Annotated in this window: 27 protein-coding genes; 8 read left to right on the forward strand and 19 right to left on the reverse strand. The window is 57.3% G+C overall.

Annotated features, from left to right (window positions below):
- Positions 1-547 precede the first annotated feature (547 nt).
- The gene (locus GV818_RS05625; RefSeq protein ID WP_256679424.1) at positions 548-889 is read left to right on the forward strand and encodes a GNAT family N-acetyltransferase; all 342 of its coding nucleotides are present in this window, start codon (positions 548-550) and stop codon (positions 887-889) included.
- A 283-nt stretch (positions 890-1,172) separates the two neighbouring features.
- Here the strand turns inward: GV818_RS05625 and GV818_RS05630 are convergent, their stop codons facing one another.
- The 3 genes from GV818_RS05630 to GV818_RS05640 form a co-directional block, all read right to left on the reverse strand.
- On the reverse strand, positions 1,173-1,658 hold the full coding sequence (locus tag GV818_RS05630) for a P-loop NTPase fold protein (RefSeq protein ID WP_161776029.1): 486 nt from the start codon (positions 1,656-1,658) through the stop codon (positions 1,173-1,175).
- A 321-nt stretch (positions 1,659-1,979) separates the two neighbouring features.
- Positions 1,980-3,446 carry a hypothetical protein gene (locus GV818_RS05635; RefSeq protein WP_161776030.1) on the reverse strand — a complete coding sequence of 489 codons (1,467 nt, stop codon included), beginning with the start codon at positions 3,444-3,446 and terminating at the stop codon, positions 1,980-1,982.
- A complete protein-coding gene (locus GV818_RS05640; RefSeq protein WP_161776031.1) occupies positions 3,415-4,467 on the reverse strand; it encodes a hypothetical protein in 1,053 nt (350 codons plus the stop codon). Before GV818_RS05640 ends, GV818_RS05635 begins: the two co-directional genes overlap by 32 nt.
- Positions 4,468-5,148: 681 nt before the next feature.
- Between GV818_RS05640 and GV818_RS05645 the strand changes: the two genes are divergently transcribed.
- Positions 5,149-5,316: a hypothetical protein gene (locus tag GV818_RS05645; RefSeq protein ID WP_372242065.1), complete on the forward strand. Its 168-nt coding sequence runs from the start codon at positions 5,149-5,151 to the stop codon at positions 5,314-5,316.
- Positions 5,317-5,488: 172 nt separating this feature from the next.
- Here GV818_RS05645 and GV818_RS05650 read toward each other — a convergent pair whose 3' ends face one another.
- A complete protein-coding gene (locus GV818_RS05650; protein ID WP_123487351.1) occupies positions 5,489-5,719 on the reverse strand; it encodes a DUF2188 domain-containing protein in 231 nt (76 codons plus the stop codon).
- Between the two features lie 118 nt (positions 5,720-5,837).
- Positions 5,838-7,145: an RES family NAD+ phosphorylase gene (locus GV818_RS05655; RefSeq protein WP_161776032.1), complete on the reverse strand. Its 1,308-nt coding sequence runs from the start codon at positions 7,143-7,145 to the stop codon at positions 5,838-5,840.
- 209 nt (positions 7,146-7,354) lie between these two features.
- On the opposite strand from GV818_RS05655, the gene GV818_RS05660 reads away from it, so the two are divergent.
- The 3 genes from GV818_RS05660 (at position 7,355) to GV818_RS05670 (ending at position 9,612) form a co-directional block, all read left to right on the forward strand.
- Positions 7,355-7,711: an MbcA/ParS/Xre antitoxin family protein gene (locus GV818_RS05660; RefSeq protein WP_161776033.1), complete on the forward strand. Its 357-nt coding sequence runs from the start codon at positions 7,355-7,357 to the stop codon at positions 7,709-7,711.
- A gap of 66 nt (positions 7,712-7,777) precedes the next feature.
- The gene (locus tag GV818_RS05665; protein WP_161776034.1) at positions 7,778-8,671 is read left to right on the forward strand and encodes a ribonuclease H1 domain-containing protein; all 894 of its coding nucleotides are present in this window, start codon (positions 7,778-7,780) and stop codon (positions 8,669-8,671) included.
- 266 nt (positions 8,672-8,937) lie between these two features.
- Positions 8,938-9,612: a hypothetical protein gene (locus GV818_RS05670; RefSeq protein ID WP_256679425.1), complete on the forward strand. Its 675-nt coding sequence runs from the start codon at positions 8,938-8,940 to the stop codon at positions 9,610-9,612.
- Here GV818_RS05670 and GV818_RS05675 read toward each other — a convergent pair.
- From GV818_RS05675 to GV818_RS05685, 4 genes are all read right to left on the reverse strand, one after another.
- Positions 9,597-9,908 (reverse strand): hypothetical protein, encoded by a 312-nt coding sequence (locus GV818_RS05675; RefSeq protein WP_161776035.1) that lies wholly within the window; start codon positions 9,906-9,908, stop codon positions 9,597-9,599. The genes GV818_RS05670 and GV818_RS05675 overlap by 16 nt on opposite strands.
- Before the next feature lie 73 nt (positions 9,909-9,981).
- Positions 9,982-10,716, reverse strand: coding sequence for a Mov34/MPN/PAD-1 family protein (locus tag GV818_RS34355; protein ID WP_256679430.1), 735 nt, complete (start codon positions 10,714-10,716; stop codon positions 9,982-9,984).
- On the reverse strand, positions 10,716-11,162 hold the full coding sequence (locus GV818_RS34360; RefSeq protein ID WP_306108694.1) for a ThiF family adenylyltransferase: 447 nt from the start codon (positions 11,160-11,162) through the stop codon (positions 10,716-10,718). Before GV818_RS34360 ends, GV818_RS34355 begins: the two co-directional genes overlap by 1 nt.
- 483 nt (positions 11,163-11,645) lie before the next feature.
- The gene (locus tag GV818_RS05685) at positions 11,646-12,698 is read right to left on the reverse strand and encodes an NAD(P)-dependent alcohol dehydrogenase (protein ID WP_161776036.1); all 1,053 of its coding nucleotides are present in this window, start codon (positions 12,696-12,698) and stop codon (positions 11,646-11,648) included.
- Positions 12,699-13,158: 460 nt separating this feature from the next.
- Here GV818_RS05685 and GV818_RS05690 point away from each other — a divergent pair, with 460 nt between their 5' ends.
- The gene (locus tag GV818_RS05690; protein WP_161776037.1) at positions 13,159-14,136 is read left to right on the forward strand and encodes an NAD(P)-dependent alcohol dehydrogenase; all 978 of its coding nucleotides are present in this window, start codon (positions 13,159-13,161) and stop codon (positions 14,134-14,136) included.
- Between the two features lie 105 nt (positions 14,137-14,241).
- Here the strand turns inward: GV818_RS05690 and GV818_RS05695 are convergent, their stop codons facing one another.
- Complete coding sequence (locus GV818_RS05695; protein ID WP_161753413.1) at positions 14,242-14,721, reverse strand: GNAT family N-acetyltransferase; 480 nt, start codon at positions 14,719-14,721, stop codon at positions 14,242-14,244.
- A gap of 256 nt (positions 14,722-14,977) precedes the next feature.
- Here GV818_RS05695 and GV818_RS05700 point away from each other — a divergent pair, with 256 nt between their 5' ends.
- Positions 14,978-15,619, forward strand: coding sequence for an HD domain-containing protein (locus tag GV818_RS05700; RefSeq protein WP_161753415.1), 642 nt, complete (start codon positions 14,978-14,980; stop codon positions 15,617-15,619).
- A gap of 114 nt (positions 15,620-15,733) precedes the next feature.
- Positions 15,734-16,951 carry an MFS transporter gene (locus tag GV818_RS05705; RefSeq protein ID WP_161776038.1) on the forward strand — a complete coding sequence of 406 codons (1,218 nt, stop codon included), beginning with the start codon at positions 15,734-15,736 and terminating at the stop codon, positions 16,949-16,951.
- A 286-nt stretch (positions 16,952-17,237) separates the two neighbouring features.
- Here GV818_RS05705 and GV818_RS05710 read toward each other — a convergent pair whose 3' ends face one another.
- The 9 genes from GV818_RS05710 to GV818_RS05750 all read right to left on the reverse strand — a co-directional run bounded on the left by GV818_RS05710 (position 17,238) and on the right by GV818_RS05750 (position 26,133).
- On the reverse strand, positions 17,238-18,158 hold the full coding sequence (locus tag GV818_RS05710) for a PfkB family carbohydrate kinase (RefSeq protein WP_161776039.1): 921 nt from the start codon (positions 18,156-18,158) through the stop codon (positions 17,238-17,240).
- On the reverse strand, positions 18,151-19,617 hold the full coding sequence (locus tag GV818_RS05715; RefSeq protein WP_161753421.1) for a purine-cytosine permease family protein: 1,467 nt from the start codon (positions 19,615-19,617) through the stop codon (positions 18,151-18,153). The genes GV818_RS05710 and GV818_RS05715 overlap by 8 nt, the downstream gene beginning before the upstream one ends.
- A 112-nt stretch (positions 19,618-19,729) precedes the next feature.
- A complete protein-coding gene (locus GV818_RS05720; RefSeq protein WP_161776040.1) occupies positions 19,730-20,728 on the reverse strand; it encodes an ADP-ribosylglycohydrolase family protein in 999 nt (332 codons plus the stop codon).
- Positions 20,725-21,438, reverse strand: a complete 714-nt coding sequence (locus GV818_RS05725) for a GntR family transcriptional regulator (protein ID WP_161753425.1) — start codon at positions 21,436-21,438, stop codon at positions 20,725-20,727. The genes GV818_RS05720 and GV818_RS05725 overlap by 4 nt, the downstream gene beginning before the upstream one ends.
- Positions 21,439-21,507: 69 nt before the next feature.
- Positions 21,508-22,071: a DUF1285 domain-containing protein gene (locus GV818_RS05730; RefSeq protein ID WP_161776041.1), complete on the reverse strand. Its 564-nt coding sequence runs from the start codon at positions 22,069-22,071 to the stop codon at positions 21,508-21,510.
- 22 nt (positions 22,072-22,093) lie between these two features.
- Positions 22,094-22,696 (reverse strand): DUF4823 domain-containing protein, encoded by a 603-nt coding sequence (locus tag GV818_RS05735; protein ID WP_161753429.1) that lies wholly within the window; start codon positions 22,694-22,696, stop codon positions 22,094-22,096.
- Positions 22,697-22,795: 99 nt separating this feature from the next.
- Positions 22,796-23,764 carry a GTP 3',8-cyclase MoaA gene (locus GV818_RS05740; protein ID WP_161753431.1) on the reverse strand — a complete coding sequence of 323 codons (969 nt, stop codon included), beginning with the start codon at positions 23,762-23,764 and terminating at the stop codon, positions 22,796-22,798.
- A 139-nt stretch (positions 23,765-23,903) separates the two neighbouring features.
- Positions 23,904-24,542, reverse strand: a complete 639-nt coding sequence (locus GV818_RS05745; protein WP_159897239.1) for a TetR/AcrR family transcriptional regulator — start codon at positions 24,540-24,542, stop codon at positions 23,904-23,906.
- A gap of 799 nt (positions 24,543-25,341) precedes the next feature.
- On the reverse strand, positions 25,342-26,133 hold the full coding sequence (locus GV818_RS05750; protein WP_161753433.1) for a TatD family hydrolase: 792 nt from the start codon (positions 26,131-26,133) through the stop codon (positions 25,342-25,344).
- Positions 26,134-26,147 lie beyond the last annotated feature (14 nt).

The raw sequence follows: 26,147 nt of genomic DNA on the forward strand, positions 1-26,147 counted from the left end.
AGCCCCCTCTTAGAGTTAGTCGTTTGGCAAGTAAGGACGTGATCACTCGTCTGCAGCCGCAGGCTGCCAGAGCCATTCGATACCCCACAGCGGTCGACCGTCTTGGATTCATTTCACCACCTCAATGTGTGCGTCATACGCTGGCTTATCGAATGTCGTCCAGCAGTTTCCGTTTTTGAGGGCTTTTTTAAAGTTCTGCTGAAACCTCGACTGGGTGGCCCTGACCGGCAGAAATCGCCCCATTACAGAGGTGTGCTAAAGGGCATTTTCGGCCAAGACGAGACAATCGCACGCCGATAATGCTGCAATATTGGAAAAACACTCAGCAAATTGTTTTTTGATAGGCCCCATGCATGAAACCTAAGGAATAAAATGAGCAATAACTCCCGCATGCACAACATTGAGATTCGACGCCTTCAAGCAGACGATGTCGAAGACTTTCGGAGCATAAGACTTTCCTCATTGAAAAAAGCACCCGAAATGTTCGGAACTGTCTATTGTGATGAGGCAAAGAAGCCAGTACAGGCATTCCTTAGGCGACTGATCGATGCCGTTGCGTTTGGTGCTTATGTTGATGACAAGATCGTTGGATCTGATGGTACTCAAGCAGGAAAATGGAATAAAAGACGCTCACAAATCATACCTATCAGGTGTGTTCGTTGAGCCCGAACTACGAAATCGAGGTATTGCAAATTCGCTTCTAGATAAAGTCATAGAATATGCTGCAGAACATGTAGAACAGATCATGCTTACCGTTGTAGAGGGTAACAACGCGGCTATCTGCCTTTACAAAAAATACGGTTTCGTACCCTATGGGGTGGAGCCTCGCGCCATGAAAACAGAACAAGGCTATCTCAACGAAGTGCTTATGGCGCTCGTTCTCCATTAAACGAATGCGGGCCAGCGCGCAATCACGAAGCCACACCTTACATCACCGAAGCTCTTGGAAGGCCTAGCAATAGTTACTCATATAGTCAAATTTATAAAATATAAGGCAACATCTAGCCCAACAAACATAAACACTGGATATTGGTTCAACCTATTACGTGATGGAGGACTTACACAAGCGCTGGGAAGTTCTCAAAGCCTAGGTCATAGTCAACTTACCACCACGCCACCCTATTTCGAGGCAGTGCCTTTCTTCACATAATCCTCGCACGCGACCAAAGCGATCAATCCTTGATCGCCGTCACCGGTGATTCCGATAAGCCATCTTTCCAACCTGATGTAATGACAGGTGGCGAACGGAAGACGACCGGGAATTTCTTCGCTATGAAGTCCCTGGCATCGTACCGTCGATCTCCGTCTGCCTTCAGGTATTCCGCCACTTTGCTTGAGCAGAACGGAACGATCACCGTCAGATTCGAAGCCTTGGTGGCAGCCTCAATGAAGATCTCCAAGTCGCTCCACACCGACCGAAGGCTTTCTTTTGGCAAGCGATCTAGGTTGTCCAGGATGATAACGAAACGCTTGCCCTCAACCACCTTCAGCTGTTCGAGAAGCGTCTGTTTGAGATCAAGAGGCGTGACCTCCTTGCCCACCTCGATCTTCTCCGCAATATGGTCATCACTGGAGCCTTTAAACAGCCTCAGAAGGCTCCACTTTTGGCCACCGACTTGCACCTTCCTATGACAGAATTTGGCGGCAACAAGGATCAATGCAGGGCTGAAAAATTAGGCAAGGTGCACTGCAATAAGCCACCAAAACGGGTCTTGCAGCGTGTTCGTGATCGCGGCGGCTTCGGGCGATGTCCCTGTGATGGCAGCATGAGAACTACGCGAAAGTGCAAAAAGCTCCCGGAATGAGGTGGCGGCGAAAAACAGGCTGGCCACAAGTGCCAATGCCCAAGCACTGACGCGACTCGTTGTTCTTTTGTTGTACTCGAACAAGCGTCCACGCATCCGGCAAACACTCCGATATCTCCGTGGGCCCAGCAAAGATCCCTTGGCCAAAGCTCGAAGAGTGGCCTCTTATTTTTCTTAGGGCTTCGCCGGGGTTGTTTGTTCTGGCACCAGTTTGGGCTGGGGGGGTGGCTCACTGGTTGGTGGCTGCGGGCTTCCAGGGGCTGCCGCTGGAGTAGGGAGCAATGCAGGGGCTACCGGTATTGCCGCAGGTGGAGTGGTGTAAACGAAAGCGAAGACTGCAATACCCAGCGCTGCAGCGCCGAGCATCGTCAGACCTTGGCAACTGATCCTGTAAAAGAAGCTTTCGGCCTGTTCAATAGGATCGCCTACCATTTTTTTGTATTCGGATTCCGAAAGGAAGCGATACAACTTCGACTGCCAATCCCGGCGCAACTGCCGCTGAATGTTTATGAATTTACGACCCGACATCACGTTCAACGTCGTGTAGCCGAATGCAACCGCCATCACGAGTGAAATGAGGTACGGGTTGATCTGCAGCGTTAGCCGCGCCGCAATCAATCCCATACCCACGGTCAGCGCTGTCGAGATCGCTGCAATCGCCTGGCGAGTCGCATCTGTCGCTTTAGAAGTTTCTTCAGTGACGGCCTTGCGAAGGTCTCCTAGGGATTTGAGGGTATCCTTGGTGATCTCCGAGACCGCCATCTGATAGGCGATCTTTCCGCAATCCAGCGCCGCAGCAAGGTTCTCTCTGAAGTACTGAAGTGCCTCTCCATCCGCCCTACCCGATCGAGCGATCTCAGCGGACAGCAGGATATGCTTCACTTCGGCTTCACGTGCATTGTCGAACACCCAAACTGCGGCATCCTGTACGACCTTGAAGTCATTCAGCGTGATCTGCACGGCGCAATTGACCGCTTCCGCGAGCGTGAGATTAAGCTTGGGCGGCCCTTTGAAACTGAGCTTGCTCCCGGTCACGTCGATCTCGTTCGCGAAACAACGGCTCAGGGCGTCAAAGGCCAGGGTCGCCCAAACAATGTGCAGCGGGTCAGCCTCATTGAGCTCATGGCCATCAGCGAGCAACCATTGGCGAACGTCCTCGGGCACAGTGCGGACGTCAGCTGACTCTTTCACCAAAAGCCGGGGCGACTTCGTCGCTTGAGATTCGACGTAGGGCTCTTCTATACCCCAGTCGGAATACGCGCAAGCACGAGTATTGAAGGGCTTCAGCAGGCCCAGGACGTGCCATCGTGATGCGGAATGACCGTTGTCGAGGAAGGCTTTAAAGCCAGCCTCTGTTGCCACGTACAAGACCGCAGTCTGATCATGCTCCTCCGGAAGCGGTTTCACGAGCTCAGCGCGAAATGGCCCGAAAGCCTCATCCCCCTCCTCGACCTCGGCTTCGCCACCAGCGCTGTCATACATGGTGATCGACCAGGCGGCAGCGGAGGCGGCTTGAGCGATTGACCGAGCAGCATCAGCAGGTAGGTCAGACACAATGAGAGTGGCATTCCCCTCAGTGATCAACGCCTGACGCTTACGTGACAGATCGTTAAGTAGGTTGGCCAGGCTTTGGTGTGACAACGCTGTCCTCCGTGACTCTGTCTGTATCCACGATGATTTGCACCTTGCCCCCTTCCAGCTCCACGACCTTTACGTTCGGGTTTTCAGACCTGTCGGGGAATAGGATGGTGACGCCTTCGGTCGTAACGATCTTGCGCATGTATGGCTGCCGGAGGATCTTGCGATCAGGCTTGAAGCTGAGCTCATGCAGCTTGCTTTTTCTAACGCGCGTGCGAGTCTCTTTCTCAAGGCGACCAGCTATCTTGTCATCCTCTGGATGACCAGCAGCCAGCATCACCGCCTCCACGATCGCATCTTCATCGATCAGAGCCCGAGTCCCAAGGTTGGCTTGTGCTTTCTTCAGGGCCTTGGCCACATTTTTGCCAGGAAGGTGCTCGATACAGGCTTGAAGCGCCCCTTTGAGCACCTTACGGGTAAGCTCGCTCAACTCAGTGTCAGATACATCCCTAGTCACCGACAGAAAGTCGGTGAAGTAATCTGCTAGGTCTACGCCATGCTTCGTACGATCAGTGGCCGAAACATTCTTATCAGCAACACCATTAACCACACGGACGAGCGCCGTCTTCTGGATAGCTTTCTTTTCGTCTACCAAGGCGTTCACGATTCGGCGCAGCTTATTGCCTGGAGCACCGTCGTTCTGCTCAAGAGCCAGCTTGTAGTCGTACTTGATCAGGCTATAGATCTTCACACTGGGGTCTTTGACCGACAGCTCAAACATCAACAAAACTCCGTCAGCGCTGCCGACGACATGCGCCCGGTTGAAGCTAGCAGCCAGGCTCTGAGCACCGATGACAAACGGCGTGGCCTCGGTTGCAATCGCTTCAATTTCATTCCGCGTAGTAGAGACAGCCTTGAACATGAACACTGGCGCAGCAGCCATATCCACAATTTTACCGATAAAGAATGCTTCCTCCTCCAGCGCGCGCTCCGGTAGTGCCTCGAAGTTCTTGGTACCCACCACATGCAGGATCATCCGAGTGATCTTGAGGGAATCTATTTCTTCGTCCGAAAAATAACTCATGCAATCTCCATGTCGTAGCTCCCTACTGCACGGTAGGAGGGGTGGCTCGCCTCGGTGGGTATAAAGGCGGCAATGACGCATCCGTTACAGCCTTGCAGAGGCCGATGCCATTCCCGTAATCGCGGGATCGGGCGTGATGCAGTGGTCGGAGCATATACGGAAAGACTGGCAAGCAGCCAGTACGTCGGCCACGGGTCAATGAGGATCGGATAACGAGGAAATGTACATGCGCAGGGCATCCTCGGCGCAAGGGAGCGCATCCGAGAGGTGCAACGGCACTGGAAGCCCGCTATCGATTAAAGCTCCTCGGTGTACTCGCGAACGAACATTTCGCTCATTATCAGAACACCCGTTTAATCGTGGTGGGTCAGATGAGCATAGCCAGAGCCCCCCCTATCAAAATTACTGCAAAGCTCTCCAGTAGAAGTAAGAGCACCAAAGCCTTGTGGGTTTTGACACCAAACAAGGGCTAGGCTAGAAAATATCAGCAAGCATGCAACCGACTGCATGCTTGTCTAGACAATGAAGGGTTCCCTGGGGCCGTGCTCATCGAACTGCCTTTCGACGAGCACTTCATGACCTTGAGATGGCCCGCCATTAATCTGAAAGGCTACGCCCGTTTCATCCGCGAACTGCTCCAGTGATCCGCATCGAAGCCATCTGGCGCGTCACCGAGGCATCCTGGTAGTTCAAGTACCTGAGACTGACGCCCGGTACTTCATGGAGACGCTTGATGGAGGGGTTCTCTTGAAACAGATCAGAGCCAACAGCGAGCCGCTTGCCCGCCAGGAGATCGAACAAATCGTGGAGCGCACCGTAGATGCCTTCCTGCGATCGCTCCGGCACTGAGATCCTGCAGGCCAGGCAGAAGATCGCTCCCTGCCTGCTGGACAAGCACCATGCCACGAGCGTTAAAACGACCATGTCGGATCTGATGGCCCCTCTAGGGACGGCGTGAGAGGGCTCCTCCTAGAGCCCCGCCCCCGCATCTGCCAACTAAAACCAAAGGCCAAAGGTCAACTCACCCCTTAGGCGGATGCGGATCATTGCCGTACGAATCCCGCTCCCTGATCTTGTTATCCCTTCCATGAATCAGCACTTCGCTCTTTTGGTTCTGAGCGATCGCCCGCGCCGCATCGGCGGCTTCCTGTTGAGTCCGATGGTGAGATGTATCCTTGGAGTTGCCTTCGCCCCGGACTGCCCAGCCATCGTCGCGCTTCACCACGTGTTGGTTTTTGCCTTTGCCTGCCATGAGACACCTCGCTCAATAAGGGGTATCTGAAAAGTTAGCAGCTCGATTAAAAAACACAACATGTAGCGCTTAATGACCCGAGAGACACACCACATAGGACAAAAACCAAAAAAATCGTTCAGAAATCCTCATCCACCAGCAGCCCTTCCCTGCTCACGGGCATTGGATGTGCGCCTTTCAGTGGCGACCGCTTTTTCTCTGGCAACTCCTGGTCATCAGTGTCGTACTTCACCTGCCGAATCCCGTGGTAGACGAGGCTGTCACTGACATACTCGATGCAAGGCCCATCGGACTCCTTGGGGCCTCTGAGCATATAGCCGTTCTGAATCCTTCCAATCAAAGCGGTGGCAGCGCAGGCAACGTGCGAGAACAAGACGATATTGCTACCGTCGCTCTCCTGCACCGACTTGAAGATCACGCCGTCAATTCGGGGCTTGCAGTGGGTCGCCAGGTACTCAGCGATGACTTGAGTGGTCAGATAGTCGCGCTCTGCTCCAGGGAGCACCGGCACCGTGATCGCGTCATGCAGGTACCTCAGGAAATCCCGTCGCCCCACCTTTGAATGGTATTTGGAGTCAAAGAAGCTAGGCATGGGCCCGAGGTCTGCTTTTTCGAAGCGTCCGAAATCCAACACCTTGACCTCCCTGACCAATCTGAACTCGCCACTCACGACGGTGCCGCCGACTGGGGGACGGAGCTCAGCGACGCAGGTTTTGCGCTCGAAGGCTCCGTAGAAAGCCGGAACACCTGCGGGGTTCATCCTGCCCTCCCCAGCCCGCTCCTTCGGAGGAGCCCCAAGATTACGCGCAGGATTGGCTGTGATCTCAGAGACGCTTTCGGAGCTCATGCAGGTTCGAGCGCGGTAGATCGATGGCGAACCTTCAGGTGTGAGCAATCGCACCACAGCATGCTCATCAGATGAGGCTGAGTACTTGTCCAAATCTTTGAAGATCCAGTCCAGGAACGCCTTGGCGCTGTCGTTGAAGAAGCGGATTCCATGCTTCATGCCTTCCTGGAACTCGCACCATTGGTGGCCGATGTCATCCAAGCTGAAACGTTGCCTAGTATACTGAATGTCGTCACTGTATGACGTCAGGCGCCGGCACACTGCATCCACGATCGGCTCGATGTTGTCGCAGCCGAAGATTTCGCTGACCCAAATTTCGATGCTCTCGCCTTCTTGGTGGTCAATCCGACCACCGTTCCAACGCCAAACGTGATCACCTTCTGTGATGTAAGCACCAAGGATTTCCGTGACACGAGAGACGATCTCAGCGAGTGGCACGCACTTGCGTTTCGAGTCGCAAAGGCTGCACTGCGAGGAAGCCCCACTGCGCTGAATCTGCCGCCCTAGGAAGGGGTCGTGCACGCACTGATAACACACCATCTTGATAGCCTTGCCGTCCTTCACACTTTCCTTTCGCATGGTGCTGGCAGTACCTGAGCCTGTTCAAAAAGACGGGCATAATGGCTGAAGTACCTCGATTGGAATACCATCCAATATGGCTCAAGGCCCAAATTGCTCAGGAATAACCGCTGCCCTCCACAGCGGACAGGGTGCCCTCTAATGCGCTGTCAGATACCCGATCCGGACGCTGCCATATCCCGGATACTGAGCCCACTCAAGGAATCGACATGCTGATCGAGTTCGACCTGAACCATAATGACGCGCAAGCGCTGTTGCACCACTGCACTGAGCACCAGCCAAGCTCTGAGGATTTTCGAGAAGATGCTCGCCTGAGGGAGGCTCTGGAAACGCTCGCAGAGGCGATCAATGACGCGATGAGTCCAAGTGAGGAAAGCCCCAAGTCGTCGGAAACGATTGACCCACGGGTGCTTGATGCAGCCATGGCTATCTTCGGCGACAAGAAAAGTGCGGTGGACTGGCTATCGAAACCCCAACGAGCGTTGGGCGCGAAACGCCCGAGGGATGTCTCCATCGAGCACGCCCTGACGCTACTTGCGCGTATTGAGCATGGGTTTGGTGCCTGAAAAGCCTTACGAGGTTTGCAGATCCAACCCGCAGGCCGATTAAGTCATTCATGGAGGTTGCACAGTATGGCCAAGAAACCGAAGTTCTATGCTGTCGTCCATGGACGGAAACCCGGGATTTTCAATAGCTGGGAAGGTGGGGCCCGCTTGTCCATTGACCGCTTTCCGGAAGCGAAACACCAGTCGTTCGCCACGCTGGAGCTCGCTGAGGAGTGGTACCGCCAGAACACCCCCACGCCAGGCTCGAACCACTCACCGGTTCTCCACTTCAGCACGCAAGCGCCCGCTCAACAGCCAACGGCTACCCCTCAACAGCCGACCCTGGACGGCGTGGTTGCCAAGGACTATGTCGTCTATCTGATCATTGATCCCGTGACGGAGGAGCCCTTCTACGTAGGGCAGACAGGCGACTTCGAAGGCCGGCAGCGAGGCCATCTTGGGAAAGCCAACCACGACTGCAAGCGCGCGGCAGCCAAGATCGCCCAGATACTCGATGACGGGATGACTCCAGCGTTCAAAGTCGTGGAAACCTGCGAGTCTAAAGAAGCCTCATTGGAGGCCGAGACACGCTGGATCGAGCACTGTACCGCCAGGGGTATCACGGTTTGGAACCGCACGAGGGAGCATCGCCAAATCCAGGCATTACGCATGAAGCCCAAAATCGAGTTTGATCGAATCATCGGGGACGGCCCCCTCACCCTCGGCCCCTATCCATACGACTCCAGGTTTGAGCTGAAGAGCAAGCTCAATGCCTTCCTGGTCAAGTCTACCCAAGGTGCGATACAGCTGCACATGGCCACCGAGAAGCTCAGGTTGATCTGGAAACTGACCCGCCAGGCAGGGGAAGTGAGCGAATTTCGCATCGTCAAGAACGCATCCAAGCATCAGATCGAAGCAGTCCTCGTGTCCGGATCAACCGTGAACTTTGACTACGGCGCCGCGATCGACCGCCTCCCCTAACCCAGAACAGTTTCCGCCGTTGAACGCCCCTATACGATGACTTCCATCAGGGCAGCCAACAAATCCGCCTCATAGGCAAGCCTGTCCAGCTGGCAAGCTACAGTGTTGATCAGCACCAGGAGCGATACTACCGTACTGACCACGGTCTTCCTGGATCGAGCGGTCGGCATGTAAAGCCTTTGCGCCTCAGGTGTTTCTCCCCTTCTTTCGCACGCACTTCGACAATTGCCAGCGGGCAGCCGACACCGTGACATTGGAGAATTGCCATGCGCGTTCCGGTCTATCCCGAAGATCTGCTGCCCCAAGCCGCCTTCAAAAAACTCGCCAAAAGCATCCAGAAACTATGGCTAGGCCATTCACCCGTCCAGCTCTCTCTTGCCCAAGAGACCCTGTCCAGGGGGCTAGGGTATGCCAATCACCACGACCTCATTAAAGAGTCCGTCATCTGGCCTCGGGATGCAGAAACACCTGCCCTGAACGCCGTGCACACCCAGATCGCGGCTGCGACTTCTTCGGTACTGGCCTTGTCCAACGACACCTCAGTACCGCGCAGCGTGCTTCACCCTTTTGTCGAGACGCTCCCGTTGAAAGCGCTCAGCACGTTCAAGGGGGATGCCTCACGAGGCGTGGAAGTGACCAAGAGCCCAATGCCTGATTTCAACCAGACTGAAATCTGTCCTGTAAACACCACCGCACCAGAGTCCGAAGTCCCGTGCTACACGTGTCCACCAATAACGCACAAGCCATCGCGACTCCACGCCATTCCGTTGGGACTGGATGTCTTCACTCACAGTGATGCAATCAAGCAGACCGTCGAAAACTCAGGAAGCCTTCGCGACCGGAGCCTCTTTACACTGCTGGAGAGTGGGTTTCGGGGGCGCGTCATCCTTGGTGCCAAGGTTTCCCAGGTTGTCAGCTTCGAAACCTACATACTGAACTGATTCTGAATCATTTGCTGGCGCCAATCGCGATAGAATTTTTCATATTTCTGACCGGAGTCTTTTATATAGAATTCAAACCCTTTTTTATCTGTGCTACTTCTTAGCTGTTCAAGGGCGTTATAATCCTGCATTAGGAGTTTAGTTGTTGCTTGGGCCGTCACCTGCGCTCCATCTAAAAACCGAGTTCTTTCTGCTGCATCATTTTGATATTTTTGCAGAACCGCTGTGCCCAGCAGCGTCAATCCTGTGGTGATCACCGCGCCGGTGATCGTTTGGAGCAATGCATTATCTTTCATAAACCCTGCAGACAAGTCCCAATTATGCGAAACCCATACTATTTCTAAACTGAACGATCTCCACGCAACTGACTTAGCGCACGAATATGCCAACGTCCGTCTGTCTAACAATAACCATTAGAGCCGGCAGTCCTTCGGCACTCATCTTCCAGTGCAAGGTATCGAGGAGCTTTTCGTCATTATTGCTAGGCCAAGCAGGACATCCATCAGGATGGAAGTGCCATTCTCCCACGTAGTCCACGGCCCGGGCAGTATGCTTGTGTACCTCTTCCAGCGCTTGCGCCTGGCCTTCCTGGCCCCAAATGAAATGGCTCGGACTAAAATCACTATCAGGTGGCGTCGGGAGCAAGTCGACTATCACAATGTTTTTTGTTTTCAAATCCGTCACGCCCAAGATGGCACTACCGGTTTCTTTTGGGAGGGCACAACATCGAGACATTCGTAACTTCTCAACGAGCGCCACGTCATACTTGACCGTCCAGCCCGCCGATTCCGTGAAATACACCTCAGCCAATTCGACTTCGTGAGCAGTAACTGCCCCAGATTTATCATCTGACTTCCACACACAAATCCTCGCATGGGGTTGAGCAACTGACTGTCGAAGCTGGCGAGAGAGAATCCCTGCATGCGTGTGAATGCATTCATTGGACATCCGAACAGAAATATCTCGGCACCCACCACCTACCCAGCAATCTCCCAGGTGCTCGGCCAGATATTCCTGACCCCAACCGTTTTCCAGAATTGCTCGGTAATATTGCCCTACCAAACCATCGATACGCTGACTCCTTTCGGAATCCTCAAGAATCATCACACTAAAAGGCCCGATGGTGTGACGAACAGGCTCGCTGTACGCGGGGAATCACTCCTCCTGGCTAACTCGCGCGGCGCTTCCAAGGTCGTTGTTACATCCACCACAAGCCCTGCAGAACTCATGGCCGAAGCAATCTCCTCACCCCCTGCAAGAACGCTTGTCGCAATCGCTTTGGGCGGATCCCAGTCAGGGAAAACGGCAGCGGCGGTGTCCCGCACAATGTTTACTTTGGGCTGTCCCACGAAAGCGTCAAAGCCCTTATGGCGAATCAGGTTGTGAGGCAAGAAGCGATCTGGATCCACGAACGTCCAGTGCCCCCCCTGTAGAACCCACAAGTCTCCCAGTACGCTGCCCAGTACACCCACTCCCGCTAAGATGCCGGACGTACCCGACATATCGCAAGCGGCTTTCTGGGTTAAACCAGACCGGATCTCAACGGGCATCCGCCCGATCACCAGCACGACTGCAGGCGCTGTTAGTTACCTGTTTCTAAAGGCGGGCCTGCTAGTACTGGAGTCCAGCTCGAATCAGGGAGCCAGCGAAATTGGTTTCTTCGCATTGGCATTTATCGTCGGTTTCAATGTTGATAAATCTGTGGCCAAGATTGAGGAAGTGGCTAAGGCTGTGTGGGGAATCGAGAAGTCCAGAAACCCTCAGAACCGTGCGAGAGAGGAAGAATCCGCTGCCCGACCAGACTCATCACAGTCCACACCACCATTGCCCAACGTGGAAAACACTTGAGGAAGGAGCCTTGTTCGGTAGTAAAGGCTACGGAGAGTCGGGGCAAGAGTGAGCTCCCTCGCGACGCCAAAGCCTCTGAATAGCCTCGACTCGTATCGCTCTTCAGTTCTGAGTATCAATCTAGTCAAAGAGGTCAATCAGCCCGAGCTCGCGAAGTTTATAATATGCGAGCTCGGACGATTACATCAGACCTTGAGAGTTGCCATATCGATTACAAATCGATATTTAACGTCACCAGAAATTACACGACTAAAAGCCTCGTTGATGTCTTTTATATCAAGCATCTCAATGTCACAGCTAATGCCGTGTTCGGCGCAAAAATCCAACACCTCTTGTGTTTCGGCAATACCGCCGATCAGCGAGCCGGCTAGCATCCGGCGCTTCATGACCAAGTTAGCGGCATGTATCGGCGGATCGACCGGCTCGATTAGTCCCACCAAGATGTGCACGCCATCAAATCGCAAGGTTTCCAAGTAGGGATTTAAGTCGTGCTGTACAGGAATGGTGTCCAGCAAAAAATCGAAATTACCAGCAACGGCCTTCATATGTTCGGTATTGGTGGACACAATCACGTGATCAGCACCCTGACGGCGGGCTTCTTCAACCTTACCCGCCGAGCGAGTAAAAAGTGTGACTTCGGCACCCATTGCCTTGGCAAACTTGATGCCCATGTGGCCCAGACCACCCATGCCCAGCACACCTACTTTGTCGCCTGCCTTAACGCCATAATACTTGAGCGGCGAGTAGGTGGTGATGCCGGCACAGAGAATTGGCGCGGCACTGGCCAGATCTAGCTTCTCAGGGATGCGCACCACGAAATGCTCGCTGACCACGATGCTGCTGGAATAGCCTCCCATAGTATTGCTTCCATCGAAGCGATCCGGGGTTGCATAAGTCATAGTCGGGCCCTCAGAGCAATATTGCTCCAGATCCGATTTGCAAGCAGCACAATGACGGCAAGAATCGACCATACAGCCGACGCCAACAACATCGCCAACCTTGTACTTAACTACGCCACCGCCCACGCTTATAACTTTGCCTACAATTTCATGCCCGGGCATTAGGGGGTAGACTGCAATTCCCCACTCGTTTCGTGCCTGATGAATATCGCTATGACATACTCCACTAAATAAAATATTAATAACCACATCGTCCACCCTTGGGCTACGACGCTCGAACTTAATTGGAGTGAGTGGGGATGTAGCAGACTGAGCAGCATAACCAATAGCGGTATACATAAAAACCTTTTAGAAAGTGCAAGGGATGCTCCAATTTTCTTGTAATTAAGGACTATTGGCGATACCAAATCCTCCGCCCTCCATGCCTGTTTCACCGATTTTCTGAGCGTCGAGACTATCGAAATTGAAACATGTACAACGCTAAGTCCAAGCTGGCACCACCGATTTTATATCGGGGTATCTGAACATTCATGGAGATTTATCACCATATCCTAGAAGCGTCTGCGTGAACTCAAGGCATTCAGGCTTCGTCAAAAGGCACGTCGATTTCGGGGGACGTTAGGCCCTGAATAGGCAACGCTGCAGGGCGTTCAGAGGTGTCAATCAGTGGAAATGAATAAAATAATCGCCCAATTTTTGTCAATCCCAGCGTGGCCTAGGGCAAGATTTGTCAATCTTGGGTTGAAGGATCAGGTTGTCAATGTATAAGCCCATAGAACCGCTTTAACCCTTTATTTACATGGCGTTAGATGAATGTCAATCCAGCGCCTTCAAAACTGCTGTTTGTCACTCCGACATCCACCAGGCCCGCAACGAATGGGGCATCGCCGTATACCCGCTGATGCCCGGCCACGAGATCGTCGGCAAGGTCACCGCTGTCGGCGCCAACGTCAGTCGGCACAAGGTCGGCGACCTGGTGGGCGTCGGCTGCATGGTGGACTCCTGCCGCCACTGCGAGGCCTGCGCTGCAGATCTGGAACAGTACTGCCTGGAAGGTCCGACCATGACCTATGCCACCCCGGACCGGGTCGATGGCAGCAACACCATGGGCGGCTACTCCGACAGCATCGTGGTCAGCGAGCACTTTGTCGTACGTATCCCAGAGAAGCTCGACCTGGCCAGCGCCGCACCGATTCTCTGTGCCGGCATCACCACCTACTCGCCACTCAAGCATTACGGAGTCAAGGCCGGGGACAAGGTGGGCATTCTCGGCATGGGCGGCCTGGGCCACATGGGCATCAAGTTCGCCAAGGCCCTGGGAGCCGAAGTGACCCTGTTCACCCGCTCGGCGGGCAAGGCCGAAGAAGCCCGGCGCCAGGGCGCCGATCATGTGATCGTGTCCACCGACCCGGCGCAGATGCAGTCAGTGGCCGGGCATTTCAACTTCCTCCTGGACACCATTCCGGTGCCCCACGATCTCAACCCTTACCTCGACACCCTGCGCTTTGACGGCGTGCATATCCTGGTGGGCCTGATCGAACCGGTGGACCCGGCACTCCACGCCGGCAAGCTGGTCATGAGCCGTCGCGTACTGGCCGGCTCGCTGATCGGCGGCATTGCCGAGACCCAGGAGGTGTTGGATTTCTGCGCCGAACATGGCATCACCTGCGACATCGAAATGCTCGACATCCGCCAGATCAACGAGGCCTACGAGCGCATGATCAAGGGCGATGTGAAGTATCGCTTCGTGATCGACATGGCGACCTTGAAAGCCTGAGCCACGGTTTTTGCAAGCATGGCTTGCCAGCGAAATGCGCATTTGTAGCCTGGGCCAGGCTGTCGTGCACTGGCGCTGGCACTCCAGAACCTGCGCCGGGGAACTTCAACCGCGGGCGAAAGCCCGCAGCACTTCACCGTCCATGCGGTACTTGACCCATTCTTCCTGAGGCTGCGCGCCAAGGGACTTGTAGAACTGGATCGCCGGTTCATTCCACTCCAGCACGCTCCATTCGAAGCGCCCGCAGTCGTTATCACAAGCAATCTGCGCCAAGTGCCGCAGCAGTTGCTTGCCCGCTCCGCCCCCCCGCTGTTCCGGGGTAATGTAGAGATCTTCCAGGTACAGGCTGTTGCTGCCCAGCCAGGTCGAATAACTGAAGAAAAACACCGCAAAGCCGATCGGCAGACCCTCGCGCAGGCAGATCAGCCCATGGGCCGTTGCTCCTTCGCTGAACAGACTGCGCTCGATGTCGGCGACGCTGGCGATCACTTCATGGCGAGCGCGCTCGTAATCGGCGAGTTCGGTGATGAAGGCAAGAATCTGCGGGGCATCACTGGGCAGCGCAGGACGGATTTCGACGGTCATCGACGGTTCTCATGGCGGAATCAGGCGGCCATATTAGAACGACAGGAGAAAAACATGCACGGGCATTTATGCACCTGGGCGAACCTCTGAACCCGACCGGTGCTGCCAAAGGCTGCGATCAGCCTGGGCGGCACCGCGACGTAACAGGCGTTGCTCTTGAGCACCTCGGAACACCTGCGGACCTGATCATCCGAACGCGGCCCGAGCCTGCGGCAACTGCTACAGTGACGCCGAACTGGCTATCGCGGAACGCCGAATGACCTTCGCCCCCCTGCAAACCCTGGCAGCAACCCTGCTGCCTCACGCCCTCGCCCCCGTCGATGACGGCGCCCATGACCTGTCTCATCTGCAACGGGTCTGGACCAACGTAAAACGCATTGCTGAAGAGGAAGGCGGCGACCTCAAGGTGTTGCTGGCCGCAACCCTGCTCCACGATTGTGTGGCCGTGGAAAAAAGCTCGCCGCTGCGCTCCCAGGCTTCACGGCTGTCGGCGGACAAGTCCCGCGAAATTCTCGAAGAGCTCGACTGGTCGAGCCCAGAGATCGACGCCGTGGCCCACGCCATCGCCGCCCACAGTTTTTCCGCCGCCATTGCTCCCACGACTCTGGAAGCCAGGATCCTTCAGGACGCCGATCGGCTGGACTCCCTCGGGGCCCTCGGCGTGGCGCGCACCTTCTATGTCGCTGGGCGACTGGGCCGAGTCCTTTACGACCCAGCGGATCCCTGTGCCAGCCAGCGCGATCTGGATGACTCGCGTTTCACCCTGGATCACTTCGAGACCAAGCTGCTGCACCTTGCCGCAGGTTTTCAAACCCCGACCGGTACCCGCCTGGCGCAGATCCGCCATGAGCGCCTGCAACACTTCAGGCAAGCGTTGCTGGAGGAAATCGGCCAGTAAGGCCAGTCCTTACTCCGCTGCCAACTAACCCTGAGACCAGCAGGAACACAACAAACACCTGGCATCGCCATGTTAGAAAGCCCGGCATAACTCCAAGGATAAAGAGGCGCTTTCATGTCCGCGCGTGCTACGCAGGAATCCCAGGGGGCGGGCCCCCTGTTCGGGCTGTTCTGCCTGGGCAGCTATCTGCTGTCACTGTCTTACGGTTCGACCTTTCTCTTGTCGCTGCTGATCAGCACCCGCGGCGGCAATGAGCACGACGCCGGCAGCGTGATTTCCGCAGCGATGCTCAGCACCTTTGTCGCAGTGATCGGCTCCGGGCACCTCTCGGACTGGCTTGGCGCCGCCCGCTCGGTAGCCCTGTTCGGCTGCCTGCTGGCGCTGGCCAGCCTGGGCTTCGCCCTGACCCCGGGGGTCGGCCACGCCTTGCTGTTCTTCGGTCTGACCCTGGGCCTGGGCTGGGGGGTGTTCTACACCCTGGGACCGATCATCGTGGCGATGCTGGTGGAGCCCGCACAACGGGCACGCTACTTCGCCCTGCTGTCCGGCAGCATGATGAGCGGGATTGGTTCCGGGCCCCTGCTGGGTCGCCTGGGCAGCGCCTTGGGCTTTCCATTGACCAGCGCCTTTTTCATCGCGGCGGTGGCCAGCCTGCTGGGGGTGCTGATCTTCTGGAAGCTGGATGCCCGCTTGCGCCAACGGACCAATCACCTGGGCGCCTCAGCCGCGAGAATCACCTGGGTCGGCATGGCTCGGGTACTGTCCTCCAAGGCGCTGTTGCCGATCCTCATGGTGGGCCTGGGAGGCTGCGTATTTGGCGGCCTGTCGAGCTTCCAGACCAGCTACGGGCCTTCCCGCGGCGTGGACTACTCACTGTTCTTTCTCGGCTTCATGAGCGCCGCCATCGCCAGCCGGATGCTGATCGCCGGCATCGTGGTCAAGCGCGATCCTTACCGTGCCTCCTGCCTGCTGTCAGGATTGATGGTGGTGTCGATCCTGCTGTTCCTGTTTGCCGTGGACAGCAGCGCCAGCTACCTGCTGGCTGCGGTGGTACTGGGAGTCGGCTACGGCCTGACCTATTCGGTGATCAATGGCCTGGCAGCCAACGAAGCACCGGCCGGCAGCACCTCACAAGCGTTGCTACTGTTCAGCCTGTCCTACTTTATCGGGGTATTCGGGTTTCCCTTGCTGGCGGGGAGGATCATTGTCGATGCCGGCATGCAGACACTGCTGTTCACCGTGCTTGGCATTGCCTTGCTGAACTGGCTGATAACCCTCGGGCGCCTGGGCTGGCGCCGCATGTACCATCCACGGACTGCACGCAGCACCTGACACCGCTCGTCGATCCTCAGGCACCAAGCGCAACCCGGCACCGACCGACATCAGGTAACGACTCTAACCCATGGAGGCGACACCATGATCAAGGTCCAATTCTCTGCCCTTGCCCTGGCCGGACTGCTTCCACCGCAGCACTGGCCGACGCCAGCGGACCTACCGCCCCCGTGGAAGGTCCGAGATACCCCGCCCCCCAGGGCACGCCGAAGATCAACAACAACCCGCCAGCTATGGACGAAGGCTCGTTGCCACCGGCCACCGGCAGCGAGCTCCCTCGCGGCAATCACTGGGCGTCGAGCAGCGCATCCACTTCGGCACTGCCCGGTGCCGTGGCCGGCCCACGGCGGGTAACCGCAATGGCCGCGGCCGCGTTGGCACGACGGGCCGCCGCCAGAGGCTCATGGCCGGCCGCGAGCGCGGCGATAAAGACCCCGGCATGGGCGTCACCGGCGCCATTGCTGTCCACGGCCTCGACCTTGAATCCCGGGACCTGAACTTGATGTCCGTACTGACTGATCCAGCAGCCCTGAGGGCCGTCCCGCACCACCAGCAAGGTGCTAGGTGACAACCATGCTCCAAGTCGCGGCAACGCCTCGGCAATCGTCGAGGTAGCAGTGAAATGCAGCGCTTCGATCCGGTTACTGCTCCAAATATCGATCCGCGGCAACAACGCCGCCATCAGCGGCGAGTCCGCCGAATCCACCAGGGGGCCTGGGTCGAACATCAGCGGCACCGAACGCGGCAACCCCAGCAACCAGTCGATCAGGGCCTGGGCCTTGCTCGCCTGCAGCAGGCTGTAGCCGCTGACGTAGAGATAATCCCCAGCGGTCACGGCGACCTGTGCCAAGTCCTGCGCCGACAACTCGCCCTCGGCGCCGATATGGGAAATGAAGGTGCGCTCGGCGGACGCTTCAGTCACCGCCACGCACAAACCGGTGTCAGCGCCAAGGCTGCGCGCAAGGCTCACCTGAATGCCTTCGGCCTGCATGGCCTCCCGCGCCAGGTCGCCAAAACGCCCCTGACCGTGACGGCCGAGATAGACCACCGGCAAGCCGTTGCGCGCAGCTGCGGCCATGACGTTGAAGCCGCCACCGGCCTCGAAGCACGCCGACTCGGCCAGCACATCACCACCGGAGGCCGGCAGACGGTCTACGGCCATCACCAGATCGACGATCACCTGGCCACTGTGGAGCAACCTAGGCATTGGCATTCTCGACAAAGCCGCTACGCCGGTCCCGGGCTCCGCCGAGCAAGCCATAACCGCCGCCGGCCACCAGGAAGGTGACGATCCAGCCCAGGCCGTTATGGCCCAGCCAGGAGTCGGCCAGCGGCCCGTTGAACCAGACGTCTTCAGCGGTGGTGCCAATGCTGGTGAAACAGAACCCCAGGACGATGGCCAGCACCCAGGCGCCAAAGGCGCGCCACTCGATACCACCCTGGTACCAATAGGCACTGCCGGGGCCGACATTCAGCAAGTCCTCGGCGCTGTAGTAGTGACGGTGGATCAGGTCCACCACGAAGATCCCCACCCAGGCGGTGATCGGTACCGCCAGCAACGAGATGAAGCTGATGAAAGGACCGTAGAAACTGTCGGCGATCAGCATGAAGTAGATCGAGCCGATGAAGATCGCCACGATGTCCACCAGCACTGCATAGACCCGCTTGACCTTGAGGCCCAGGGTCAATGCGGTGAGGCCGGCGGAATACACCGAAAGGTTGTTGGACAGCAGCAAGCCACCGAAGGCGGCGATCAGATAAGGCACGGCCATCCAGGTCGGCAGCATGCCGCGGATCGCGATGATCGGGTCGACTGCCGAGGCCAGTTGGTCATTGCCCACCGACAGCAGCCCTCCCAGGGTAATCAGCAGCACCAACGGGATACCTGCACCAAAAGCCGCCGAGGCGACCAACCGCCCGGCGCTGACCGAACGCTGCTGATAGCGCGACATGTCTGCCCCGGAGCTGGCCCAGCCAATCCCGGTGCCGGCAGCCATGGTGCCGATACCGATGATCATCGCGCTCAGGGGCGCAGGGGATGCATTGAACACTGCGGCCCAGTCGATGGTGGCGCAGAGAAAACCGCCCACCAGTACGTTCAACGCGCCGAAGCCGTAGGTGGCCCACTTCTGGATCACCAGCAGGGTGGCGTGACCCAGGCCGGAGACACTCAAGGTCATCAACACGAAGATGCCGATGAACAGCAGGGTCAACAGTGGCGCATCCTTGGCGGATGCCGGGGTGTGGAACAGGATCGAACTCAGGGACAGCAGGACAAAGGCCGCAGTGGTGGTATTTACCGTCTCCCAGCCGACCCGCGAAAGCATCGACACCAGGGTCGGGCCGATGTTGCCGCGCACGCCGAAGATCGCCCGGGACAGGGTCAGGCTTGGTGCCCGCCCACGGCGGCCAGCCACCGAGATCAACCCGACCACGGCGAACGAGCCCACCGAACCAAGGATCGCCACCAGCAGTACCTGCCAGATCGACAGGCCGCGGAACGCCACCAGGGTCGCCCCCAGGGGCAAACCGAGGATGCTGATATTGGCCGCGAACCAGACCCAGAACAGCTGCAGTGGATGCCCGTTGCACTCCGCCTCGGGAACCGGCTCGATACCGCGGGTCTCTAGTTGCCCGGCGCCTGGCCCGGCGGTCGATGAACTCATGAAGAAGGCTCCTGTTGCCGTTGTTATGGTTTTAGGCAATTTCGGAAGTCACTGAACATCCCGGCATTCCTGGCCGTAATCAAGCTTTCCATAGCGTTCGGCGCCAGCCAACTCAGCGCAGGGCCAACAACTCTTTTACCAGCGGCTGCAGATCCAGTTGATTGACCTGCTGAACCTGGCCAATCAACGCTGCGGGCCATACATCCAACCCCAGGCACGCACCGAGCATCGCCCCGAGAATCGCCGCGATAGTGTCAGTGTCTCCGCCCAGGCTGGCGGCCATGCACAGCGCCTCGAAGGCCTGCAACTGCCCAAGGGCGACTTGCCTGGCCAGGGCAAAACAGACCACCACCGATTCCTGGGACGCCACCGAAGTACCGACCAGCTCATACAGCATCCGCGCGAACCGCTCCTTGTCGCGGTCAACCGTCAGGGTGCTCGCCCACTCCAGGCGGGCAGCGATGCTCGCGCCTGCCACCCAGTGGCCATGAGTTTCTGCCTGGCGGGCAATCTGTATACCAAGAGGTAAGGCCTCGCTCAGGGCAGCGCCGTTGATCCCGGCGGAAACCACCGCCGCCACTGCCGCCGCACTGGCAATCCCCAGGCTGGTGTTATGAGTCACCTGGCACGCCTGAACCACTGCCAGGATAAAGTCCTCGGGCACCGCCACGTTGGCAGCGATCCCCACTGGCGTGATGCGCATGGCCGCGCCATTAGTGGTGCCGTAGCGGCCAGCCTCTTCCACCGAGTGGCCGGCAAGAATCATTTCGATGGCGCGCTTGGTGGACGGACCGAGCAGATCCTGGGATCCCTTGGCCTGCATCATCGCCTCCCACTCGATCAGAGTCCGAGCCAAGGTCGCTGGGGCGATCCGCCCCTTGCCCTGCACCAGCAGACGGCCCACCAGGATCGCCTGCTCGGTGTCGTCGGTGATCGAGCCTCCGGGCATGTTGGCAGCAATCGGCTGATCGGGACCGGCGTCTTCCAGGGTGCGGATGGCGCCGAAGCGCTGCAGGATCTGTTCGCGGCTCAAGGACTGGGTCGGCATGCCCAACGCGTCGCCCAAGGCCAGTCCGTAGAAGGCCCCGAGCCCGCGCAGGAGCTGGCTCATCGCGACTTTCCAAATTGCAGGTGCATACGAAAATGCTGCGGGTCCAGCAAACTCTCGACCTGCTCCATGAAGCGTCCCTGGCGGTCATAGGTGGTGCACAGAGCCTTGAGAAACACCTCACCCGGTGCGCGCCCCAGCAATTGGGCATCTTCGGCGCTCAACGGCTCGGCGCTGACCCACTGGTCGCCGCGCTCGCCAATATAGCCGTAGGCGGCCAGGGTAATGGTCAAGGAGTCATCGATCAGACCGACCCGAGGCAAGCCTTCCAACTCGCCGGAGGCCGGGATCAGAGAACGCTCGAGGGACAACACTCGGCCATCAGTACTGCGCCGGCGGCGATCAAGGGCAATGAACTGGTCGGTGCCCAGGCGATGCTTGAGATCCGGCCGCAGGATTGGCTCCAGGCGCAACACCTCGGTATTGACCAGCGTACCGCTGTCGGCCAGGGCCTGGGCCCAGCCGTGATGCTGGTCCAAGGCCACGCCGTCAAAGGTGACGATCGAGCCGACGCCGCTTTGCGTGGCAATGTAGTTACGACGCTTGAGCTCAGCCAGGGCCTCACGCAAGGTACCGCGGCTGACACCGAACTCCTGAGCCAACTGGTGCTCACCCGGTAGCTGAAAACCGTCTTCCAGCAGACCGCTTTCAATGCGCCGGATCAGTTCGTCGACCACGCGTGTTTTCTTATCAAATCGAACATGTCTAATCATGTCCGGCTTGATACATGAAACGTCGGATCCAGATCAAGAAATATCTTTTGCAGAGACCGAAGCCTCTATCTAGGGCTCAAGATCAATTGGGAAGAACTTCCCGCCGCTCCACACACCAAGCCAGCGTTGGCCATCAACGACACGAATCTGCGCCAGATCCACCAGTTGATAAAAGACATTGCGATGGATCAGCGCTTCAAGATTGTGTCGAACCAGGAGGTAAGGCGCCGGCTCCTGAGTCACAGGATCGATCATCACCCGCAACGGGTGCTCGCCACCGGCAACCACTTGCTCATCGACGTTGGTGGTAAAGCGCAGCACCTGGTTTTCGCCCTGCCCTTCGACCTCCAGAGTCACGGCGACGAAGGGTGCGTCATCGACCTTTATACCGACCTTCTCCACCGGCGTGATGAGGAAATAGTCGTCGCCATCGCGGCGGATAATAGTGGAGAACAGCTTGACCATGGGTTTCCGCCCAATGGGCGTCCCCTGGTAATACCAAGTGCCGTCGCGGGCGATACGCATGTCGATATCACCGCAGAAGTCAGGGTTCCACAGGTGGACCGGCGGCAGCCCCTTCTCGGCCTTGGGAATCTGCGCCAACAGATCATTGGCCTTGCCTGGACCACTCATGCCTACCTCCTTAATCTCTCACTCAGTCGCTCAGGCCCAACAAACCCCGAGCGTATTGCTGCAAGGGCGGGCCTAGCAGGTCCTGTGGCTTGTTGTCATGGAACGTCAGTAAACCGCCACGACTGCGAATCCGCGCCGAATCGATCAGATACTGGGTGCTGGTTTCAATCAGCATGATCTGGATGGTACTGGTATCGATACCCAGACGGTCCAACGCTTCTTGATCCAGCCACTCATCAGAGTTGCCAATACGGTCATCAGCCTTGGCAAACCGGGCGTAGAGCAAATAGTGCGCCCCGACTTCACGGGCTTCGGCCATGGCTTCGTTCAGGCCTTCAGGTGCCCGGGCCCGACGCACCATGGGGAAATATTCGACAAAGCCATTGAAGGCTTCTTCAGCCACCACGTTGGGCCGTGGATAGGCACCACCAGGCGGTACGAAATGCCCTTGGGCAATGAAAATGAACGAATCCGGCTGAATGCGAAATGAGCTGGTACGGCGAGTGTCACTGTGATCAAGCACTCCCGCATCACTCAGGTGGTAACGGACACCTTCGCCCATATCACTGACATTCATGCAGCCGCCGAGCGCCAAAAAGGCCAGCAGCAAAACCAGGCTACGCATCCTACCCTCCAAAATCCGGTGACGGAAAACCGCCGAATGGCCACAAGATGCAGCTTCCGCGCCAGCTCCGAAGCTGAAGGGAATTACGCAGGAACAGAATTAACCGCCGATGATCTTCATCACCGTGGCGCCACCGGAAAAGGCCACATCCTGCTTGTCCCCCAGGGCTTTGACCAACAGGCGCTGCAAGGCTGGCAATGCTTGATGCCGCGGCTTGTCCAGAAGATCGCCAACATAGTGACGATTGCTCGATGACAGGCAGCCATGCAACCAACCGGTGGAGGACAACCGCAAGCGTGAGCAGGTCCGGCAAAATGGCACGCTTTCATTGGCGATCACCCCAAAATGGCCAAGCCCGGGAATCTCGTAGCGCACGGCGGTAGCGTCCACCGGTGCATCGGCCTGAAGGTACTCATAACGTTCGCCGATCAGCTCCAGCAGTTGCTGCAGGCTGACAAACTGTTGCAGGAAGGCGTTGCCGTCACTGGCCAGGTGCCCCATGCGCATCAACTCGATGAAGCGCAGCTCATAGCCTTGCTGCAGGCAGTAATCGAGCAGCGGCATGACCTGATCCAGGTTCTGCCCGCGCAACGGCACCATGTTGACCTTGATCTTCAGGCCCGCGGCCCGGGCCTGCTGCATGCCGTCGAGCACCGTGGCCAGATCGCCGCCACGGGCGATGCTGCGAAAAGCCGCAGCGTCCAGCGTATCGAGGGAAACGTTGATCCGTCGGATCCCGGCGTCCACCAGCAATGGCAGCTTGCGCGCCAGGAGCTGGCCATTAGTGGTCAAGCTGATGTCCTCCAGGCCCATCTGCCCCACCGCCCCCATGAAAGCCTCCAACTTGGGACTGACCAGAGGCTCGCCACCGGTGATGCGCAAGCGCTCGATGCCCGCTGCTTCCATCAGGTACGCCACGCCCCGGGCCATCGCCTGGGCCGACAACTCGTCCTGGGCAGCCACCAGCCGCTTGCCGTTGGGCACGCAGTAGGTACAGGCATAGTTGCAGGCAGACGTCAGACTGATCCGCAAGTTGCGAAAGCGCCTGCCTTGACGATCGACGATCATGGATGACTCCGGCGTAGGAAGGAGGAACCGGGCAAAACCTGACTTATAAATCAGGTTTTAGCAAGTCCCATGCCTGAGTATATTCCCCGGACACTGCGCCATACAGTTTCCCGATAGCGCCATACAACGGCTGAATGCCTCAGCCGTTGGAGGTGTCGGGGTCGCGCTTGCGCTTGTTGCCCATGCGCACGCCGATGTCCATCAGGAACTGGAAGAAACCTTCCTGGTCCTCCAGCACATTGCTCCAGAACGGCGAGTGGTACAGCGCCACCGCTCCATGCACCAGCGCCCAGGAAGCGCAGTAGTGGAAGTACGGCGGCACGTCTTCAAGCTTGCCTTCGCTGATACGGCCCTTGATCAACAGGGTCAGGCGTTCGAAGTTGGAAGCGCGGATCTTGTGCAACTCCTCGACCATCTCCGGCACCTGGTTGCCCTTGACCACCTTCTCTTCCAGGCGATCGAACAACCGGTAGCGCTGCGGATCACGCATGCGAAATTCGAAGTAGGCCCGGGACAGGGCTTCCTTGTCCTTGTCGACGTCGGCAGAGTGCAGCAGCTCGTTCAGGTCACGCTCGTAATCGAGCATCAGGCGCAGATAGATCTCTGCCTTGGACTTGAAATGCTTGTAGATGGTCCCTTTGCCGATACCCACGGCATCCGCAATCATCTCGACGGTGACACTGTCTTCACCTTGTTCGAGGAACAGCTTGAGCGCGGTATCGAGAATTTCTTGCTCGCGGCGACGAAACTCACGGACCTTACGAGGTTCTTTCTGCATAAGAAAAGGTCTGTTCGGGGTCAAAATCGAAGCCGCGTATTATGCCTAACTTGCGCAAAAATGCACGGATCATCCATCGTGGCTGCTGTTTCTGACGAAAAAACCGACCTGCCGAAACGGCTGGCACCGGCCTCAAAAACCCGGAAAAACCAGTGAATACTGGGCTGGCAAGCGGTCAAAACAGGAAACACCGCGTGATGCAAAGCCTAAGTTCAGACCATAAAGTCTTGGCCTTCCCGCAATAGGCGCCATATACCACCTCAAGCCCCACACTCGACGAAAACAGCTCAACGAGTCGTAATTCCACCACTATCCAATAGCCCGTAGCCTGCCCCTGGCGTGAAAAAGCGCCTGAATAGCTTCGGAAAAAAACGCCAACAATGGGTGATCACTCTGAAAGTATCGATGATATTGATGAAGATCCGCCTCTCAGGAAATTTAATCTGCAACGGCTTATGTACGAAACAAACGGGTAAAATCGCTTATTCCCAGCAAAAATCGCCTTAATTCAGTAAATATCCATGATTTTTCGCGGAATACTCATCTATACACGGCAAATGAGAACCCAACCGAAGCGCGTGTATTCCAAATTTGTTTAAAAAACGAGCAGGGGTAACTGGACTGAACGTAATAGTGATCAATACTTGAACTGTCGGCGGGACATCTCCCCCAAGTGGAACGCCGATGAAGGTACCGAAGGACCGCGTGCCTTAGTTTTACTCCTAATGGTCTTAACCCGGATTCACCCCCCAGAACCCGGGTTTTTTTTTGCCTGGGATTTACCTTCCCGACTTGCAACTCAAGCGCCGCTCTTGACCCGAGCCAGGGGAAACAGGCGCTTGAAGTTTGCCGTGGTCTGTTCGGCGAAGGCTTCATAGGCTTCGCCCCGCAGCATCGCCAGGAACTCCGCCACTTCACGCACATACTGCGGCAGGTTGGGCTTGCCGCGATAGGGTATCGGCGCCAGGTAAGGCGCATCGGTTTCCACCAGCAGCCGATCGGCCGGCACCTGGCGCGCCACGTCCCGCAAGGCGTCGGCATTACGGAAGGTGACAATCCCTGACAGGGAAATATAGAACCCCAGGTCCAGGGCCGCCTTGGCCATATCCCAGTCCTCAGTGAAGCAGTGCAGCACGCCGGCATTGGGCAGCGCCGCTTCACGCAGCAACGCCAGGGTATCTGCACGAGCGCCGCGGGTGTGCACCACCACCGGCTTGCCGGTTTGCTGCGCGGCCTGCAGATGCAGGCGGAAGGACTGCTGCTGCAGTTCAGCGGCCTCGGGCTCGTAGTGATAGTCCAGACCGGTCTCGCCGATGGCCACCACTCGCGGATGGTTCAGCTCGTCCAGCAACCAGTCCAGCGCTGGCGCCGCACCCGGCTGCACATCCAGCGGGTGCACCCCCACCGAACAATCGACATCGTCATAGCGATCGGCCAGGGCCTTGACGTCTGCCGCGTTGTCCGCGCTGACGCCAATGCACAGGAAATGGCCGACACCGCGCTGGCGAGCCGCCGCAAGCGCAGCATCCAGAGAGCCATCGTGGGCAGCAAGGTCGAGACGATCAAGGTGGCAATGGGAATCTACGAGCATAGGAGGCTACAACT

The organism is Pseudomonas sp. Fl4BN1, assembly GCF_009908285.1.
In the GTDB taxonomy this organism is placed as follows: domain Bacteria; phylum Pseudomonadota; class Gammaproteobacteria; order Pseudomonadales; family Pseudomonadaceae; genus Aquipseudomonas.

Coding starts and splice junctions, on each gene's coding strand:
- GV818_RS05650 (WP_123487351.1), bottom strand. CDS start 5,719: ATGGCAGGCAAAGGCAAAAACCAACACGTGGTGAAGCGCGACGATGGC.
- GV818_RS05695 (WP_161753413.1), bottom strand. CDS start 14,721: ATGACCGTCGAAATCCGTCCTGCGCTGCCCAGTGATGCCCCGCAGATT.
- GV818_RS05715 (WP_161753421.1), bottom strand. CDS start 19,617: ATGAGTTCATCGACCGCCGGGCCAGGCGCCGGGCAACTAGAGACCCGC.
- GV818_RS05750 (WP_161753433.1), bottom strand. CDS start 26,133: ATGCTCGTAGATTCCCATTGCCACCTTGATCGTCTCGACCTTGCTGCC.
- GV818_RS05685 (WP_161776036.1), bottom strand. CDS start 12,698: ATGTATACCGCTATTGGTTATGCTGCTCAGTCTGCTACATCCCCACTC.
- GV818_RS05745 (WP_159897239.1), bottom strand. CDS start 24,542: ATGCAGAAAGAACCTCGTAAGGTCCGTGAGTTTCGTCGCCGCGAGCAA.
- GV818_RS05730 (WP_161776041.1), bottom strand. CDS start 22,071: ATGAGTGGTCCAGGCAAGGCCAATGATCTGTTGGCGCAGATTCCCAAG.
- GV818_RS05720 (WP_161776040.1), bottom strand. CDS start 20,728: ATGAGCCAGCTCCTGCGCGGGCTCGGGGCCTTCTACGGACTGGCCTTG.
- GV818_RS05670 (WP_256679425.1), top strand. CDS start 8,938: ATGCGCGTTCCGGTCTATCCCGAAGATCTGCTGCCCCAAGCCGCCTTC.
- GV818_RS05660 (WP_161776033.1), top strand. CDS start 7,355: ATGCTGATCGAGTTCGACCTGAACCATAATGACGCGCAAGCGCTGTTG.
- GV818_RS05740 (WP_161753431.1), bottom strand. CDS start 23,764: ATGATCGTCGATCGTCAAGGCAGGCGCTTTCGCAACTTGCGGATCAGT.
- GV818_RS34355 (WP_256679430.1), bottom strand. CDS start 10,716: ATGATTCTTGAGGATTCCGAAAGGAGTCAGCGTATCGATGGTTTGGTA.
- GV818_RS05690 (WP_161776037.1), top strand. CDS start 13,159: ATGGCGTTAGATGAATGTCAATCCAGCGCCTTCAAAACTGCTGTTTGT.
- GV818_RS05625 (WP_256679424.1), top strand. CDS start 548: ATGCCGTTGCGTTTGGTGCTTATGTTGATGACAAGATCGTTGGATCTG.
- GV818_RS05710 (WP_161776039.1), bottom strand. CDS start 18,158: ATGCCTAGGTTGCTCCACAGTGGCCAGGTGATCGTCGATCTGGTGATG.
- GV818_RS05665 (WP_161776034.1), top strand. CDS start 7,778: ATGGCCAAGAAACCGAAGTTCTATGCTGTCGTCCATGGACGGAAACCC.
- GV818_RS05705 (WP_161776038.1), top strand. CDS start 15,734: ATGTCCGCGCGTGCTACGCAGGAATCCCAGGGGGCGGGCCCCCTGTTC.
- GV818_RS05725 (WP_161753425.1), bottom strand. CDS start 21,438: ATGATTAGACATGTTCGATTTGATAAGAAAACACGCGTGGTCGACGAA.
- GV818_RS05640 (WP_161776031.1), bottom strand. CDS start 4,467: ATGAGTTATTTTTCGGACGAAGAAATAGATTCCCTCAAGATCACTCGG.
- GV818_RS05675 (WP_161776035.1), bottom strand. CDS start 9,908: ATGAAAGATAATGCATTGCTCCAAACGATCACCGGCGCGGTGATCACC.
- GV818_RS05655 (WP_161776032.1), bottom strand. CDS start 7,145: ATGCGAAAGGAAAGTGTGAAGGACGGCAAGGCTATCAAGATGGTGTGT.
- GV818_RS34360 (WP_306108694.1), bottom strand. CDS start 11,162: ATGCCCGTTGAGATCCGGTCTGGTTTAACCCAGAAAGCCGCTTGCGAT.
- GV818_RS05735 (WP_161753429.1), bottom strand. CDS start 22,696: ATGCGTAGCCTGGTTTTGCTGCTGGCCTTTTTGGCGCTCGGCGGCTGC.
- GV818_RS05700 (WP_161753415.1), top strand. CDS start 14,978: ATGACCTTCGCCCCCCTGCAAACCCTGGCAGCAACCCTGCTGCCTCAC.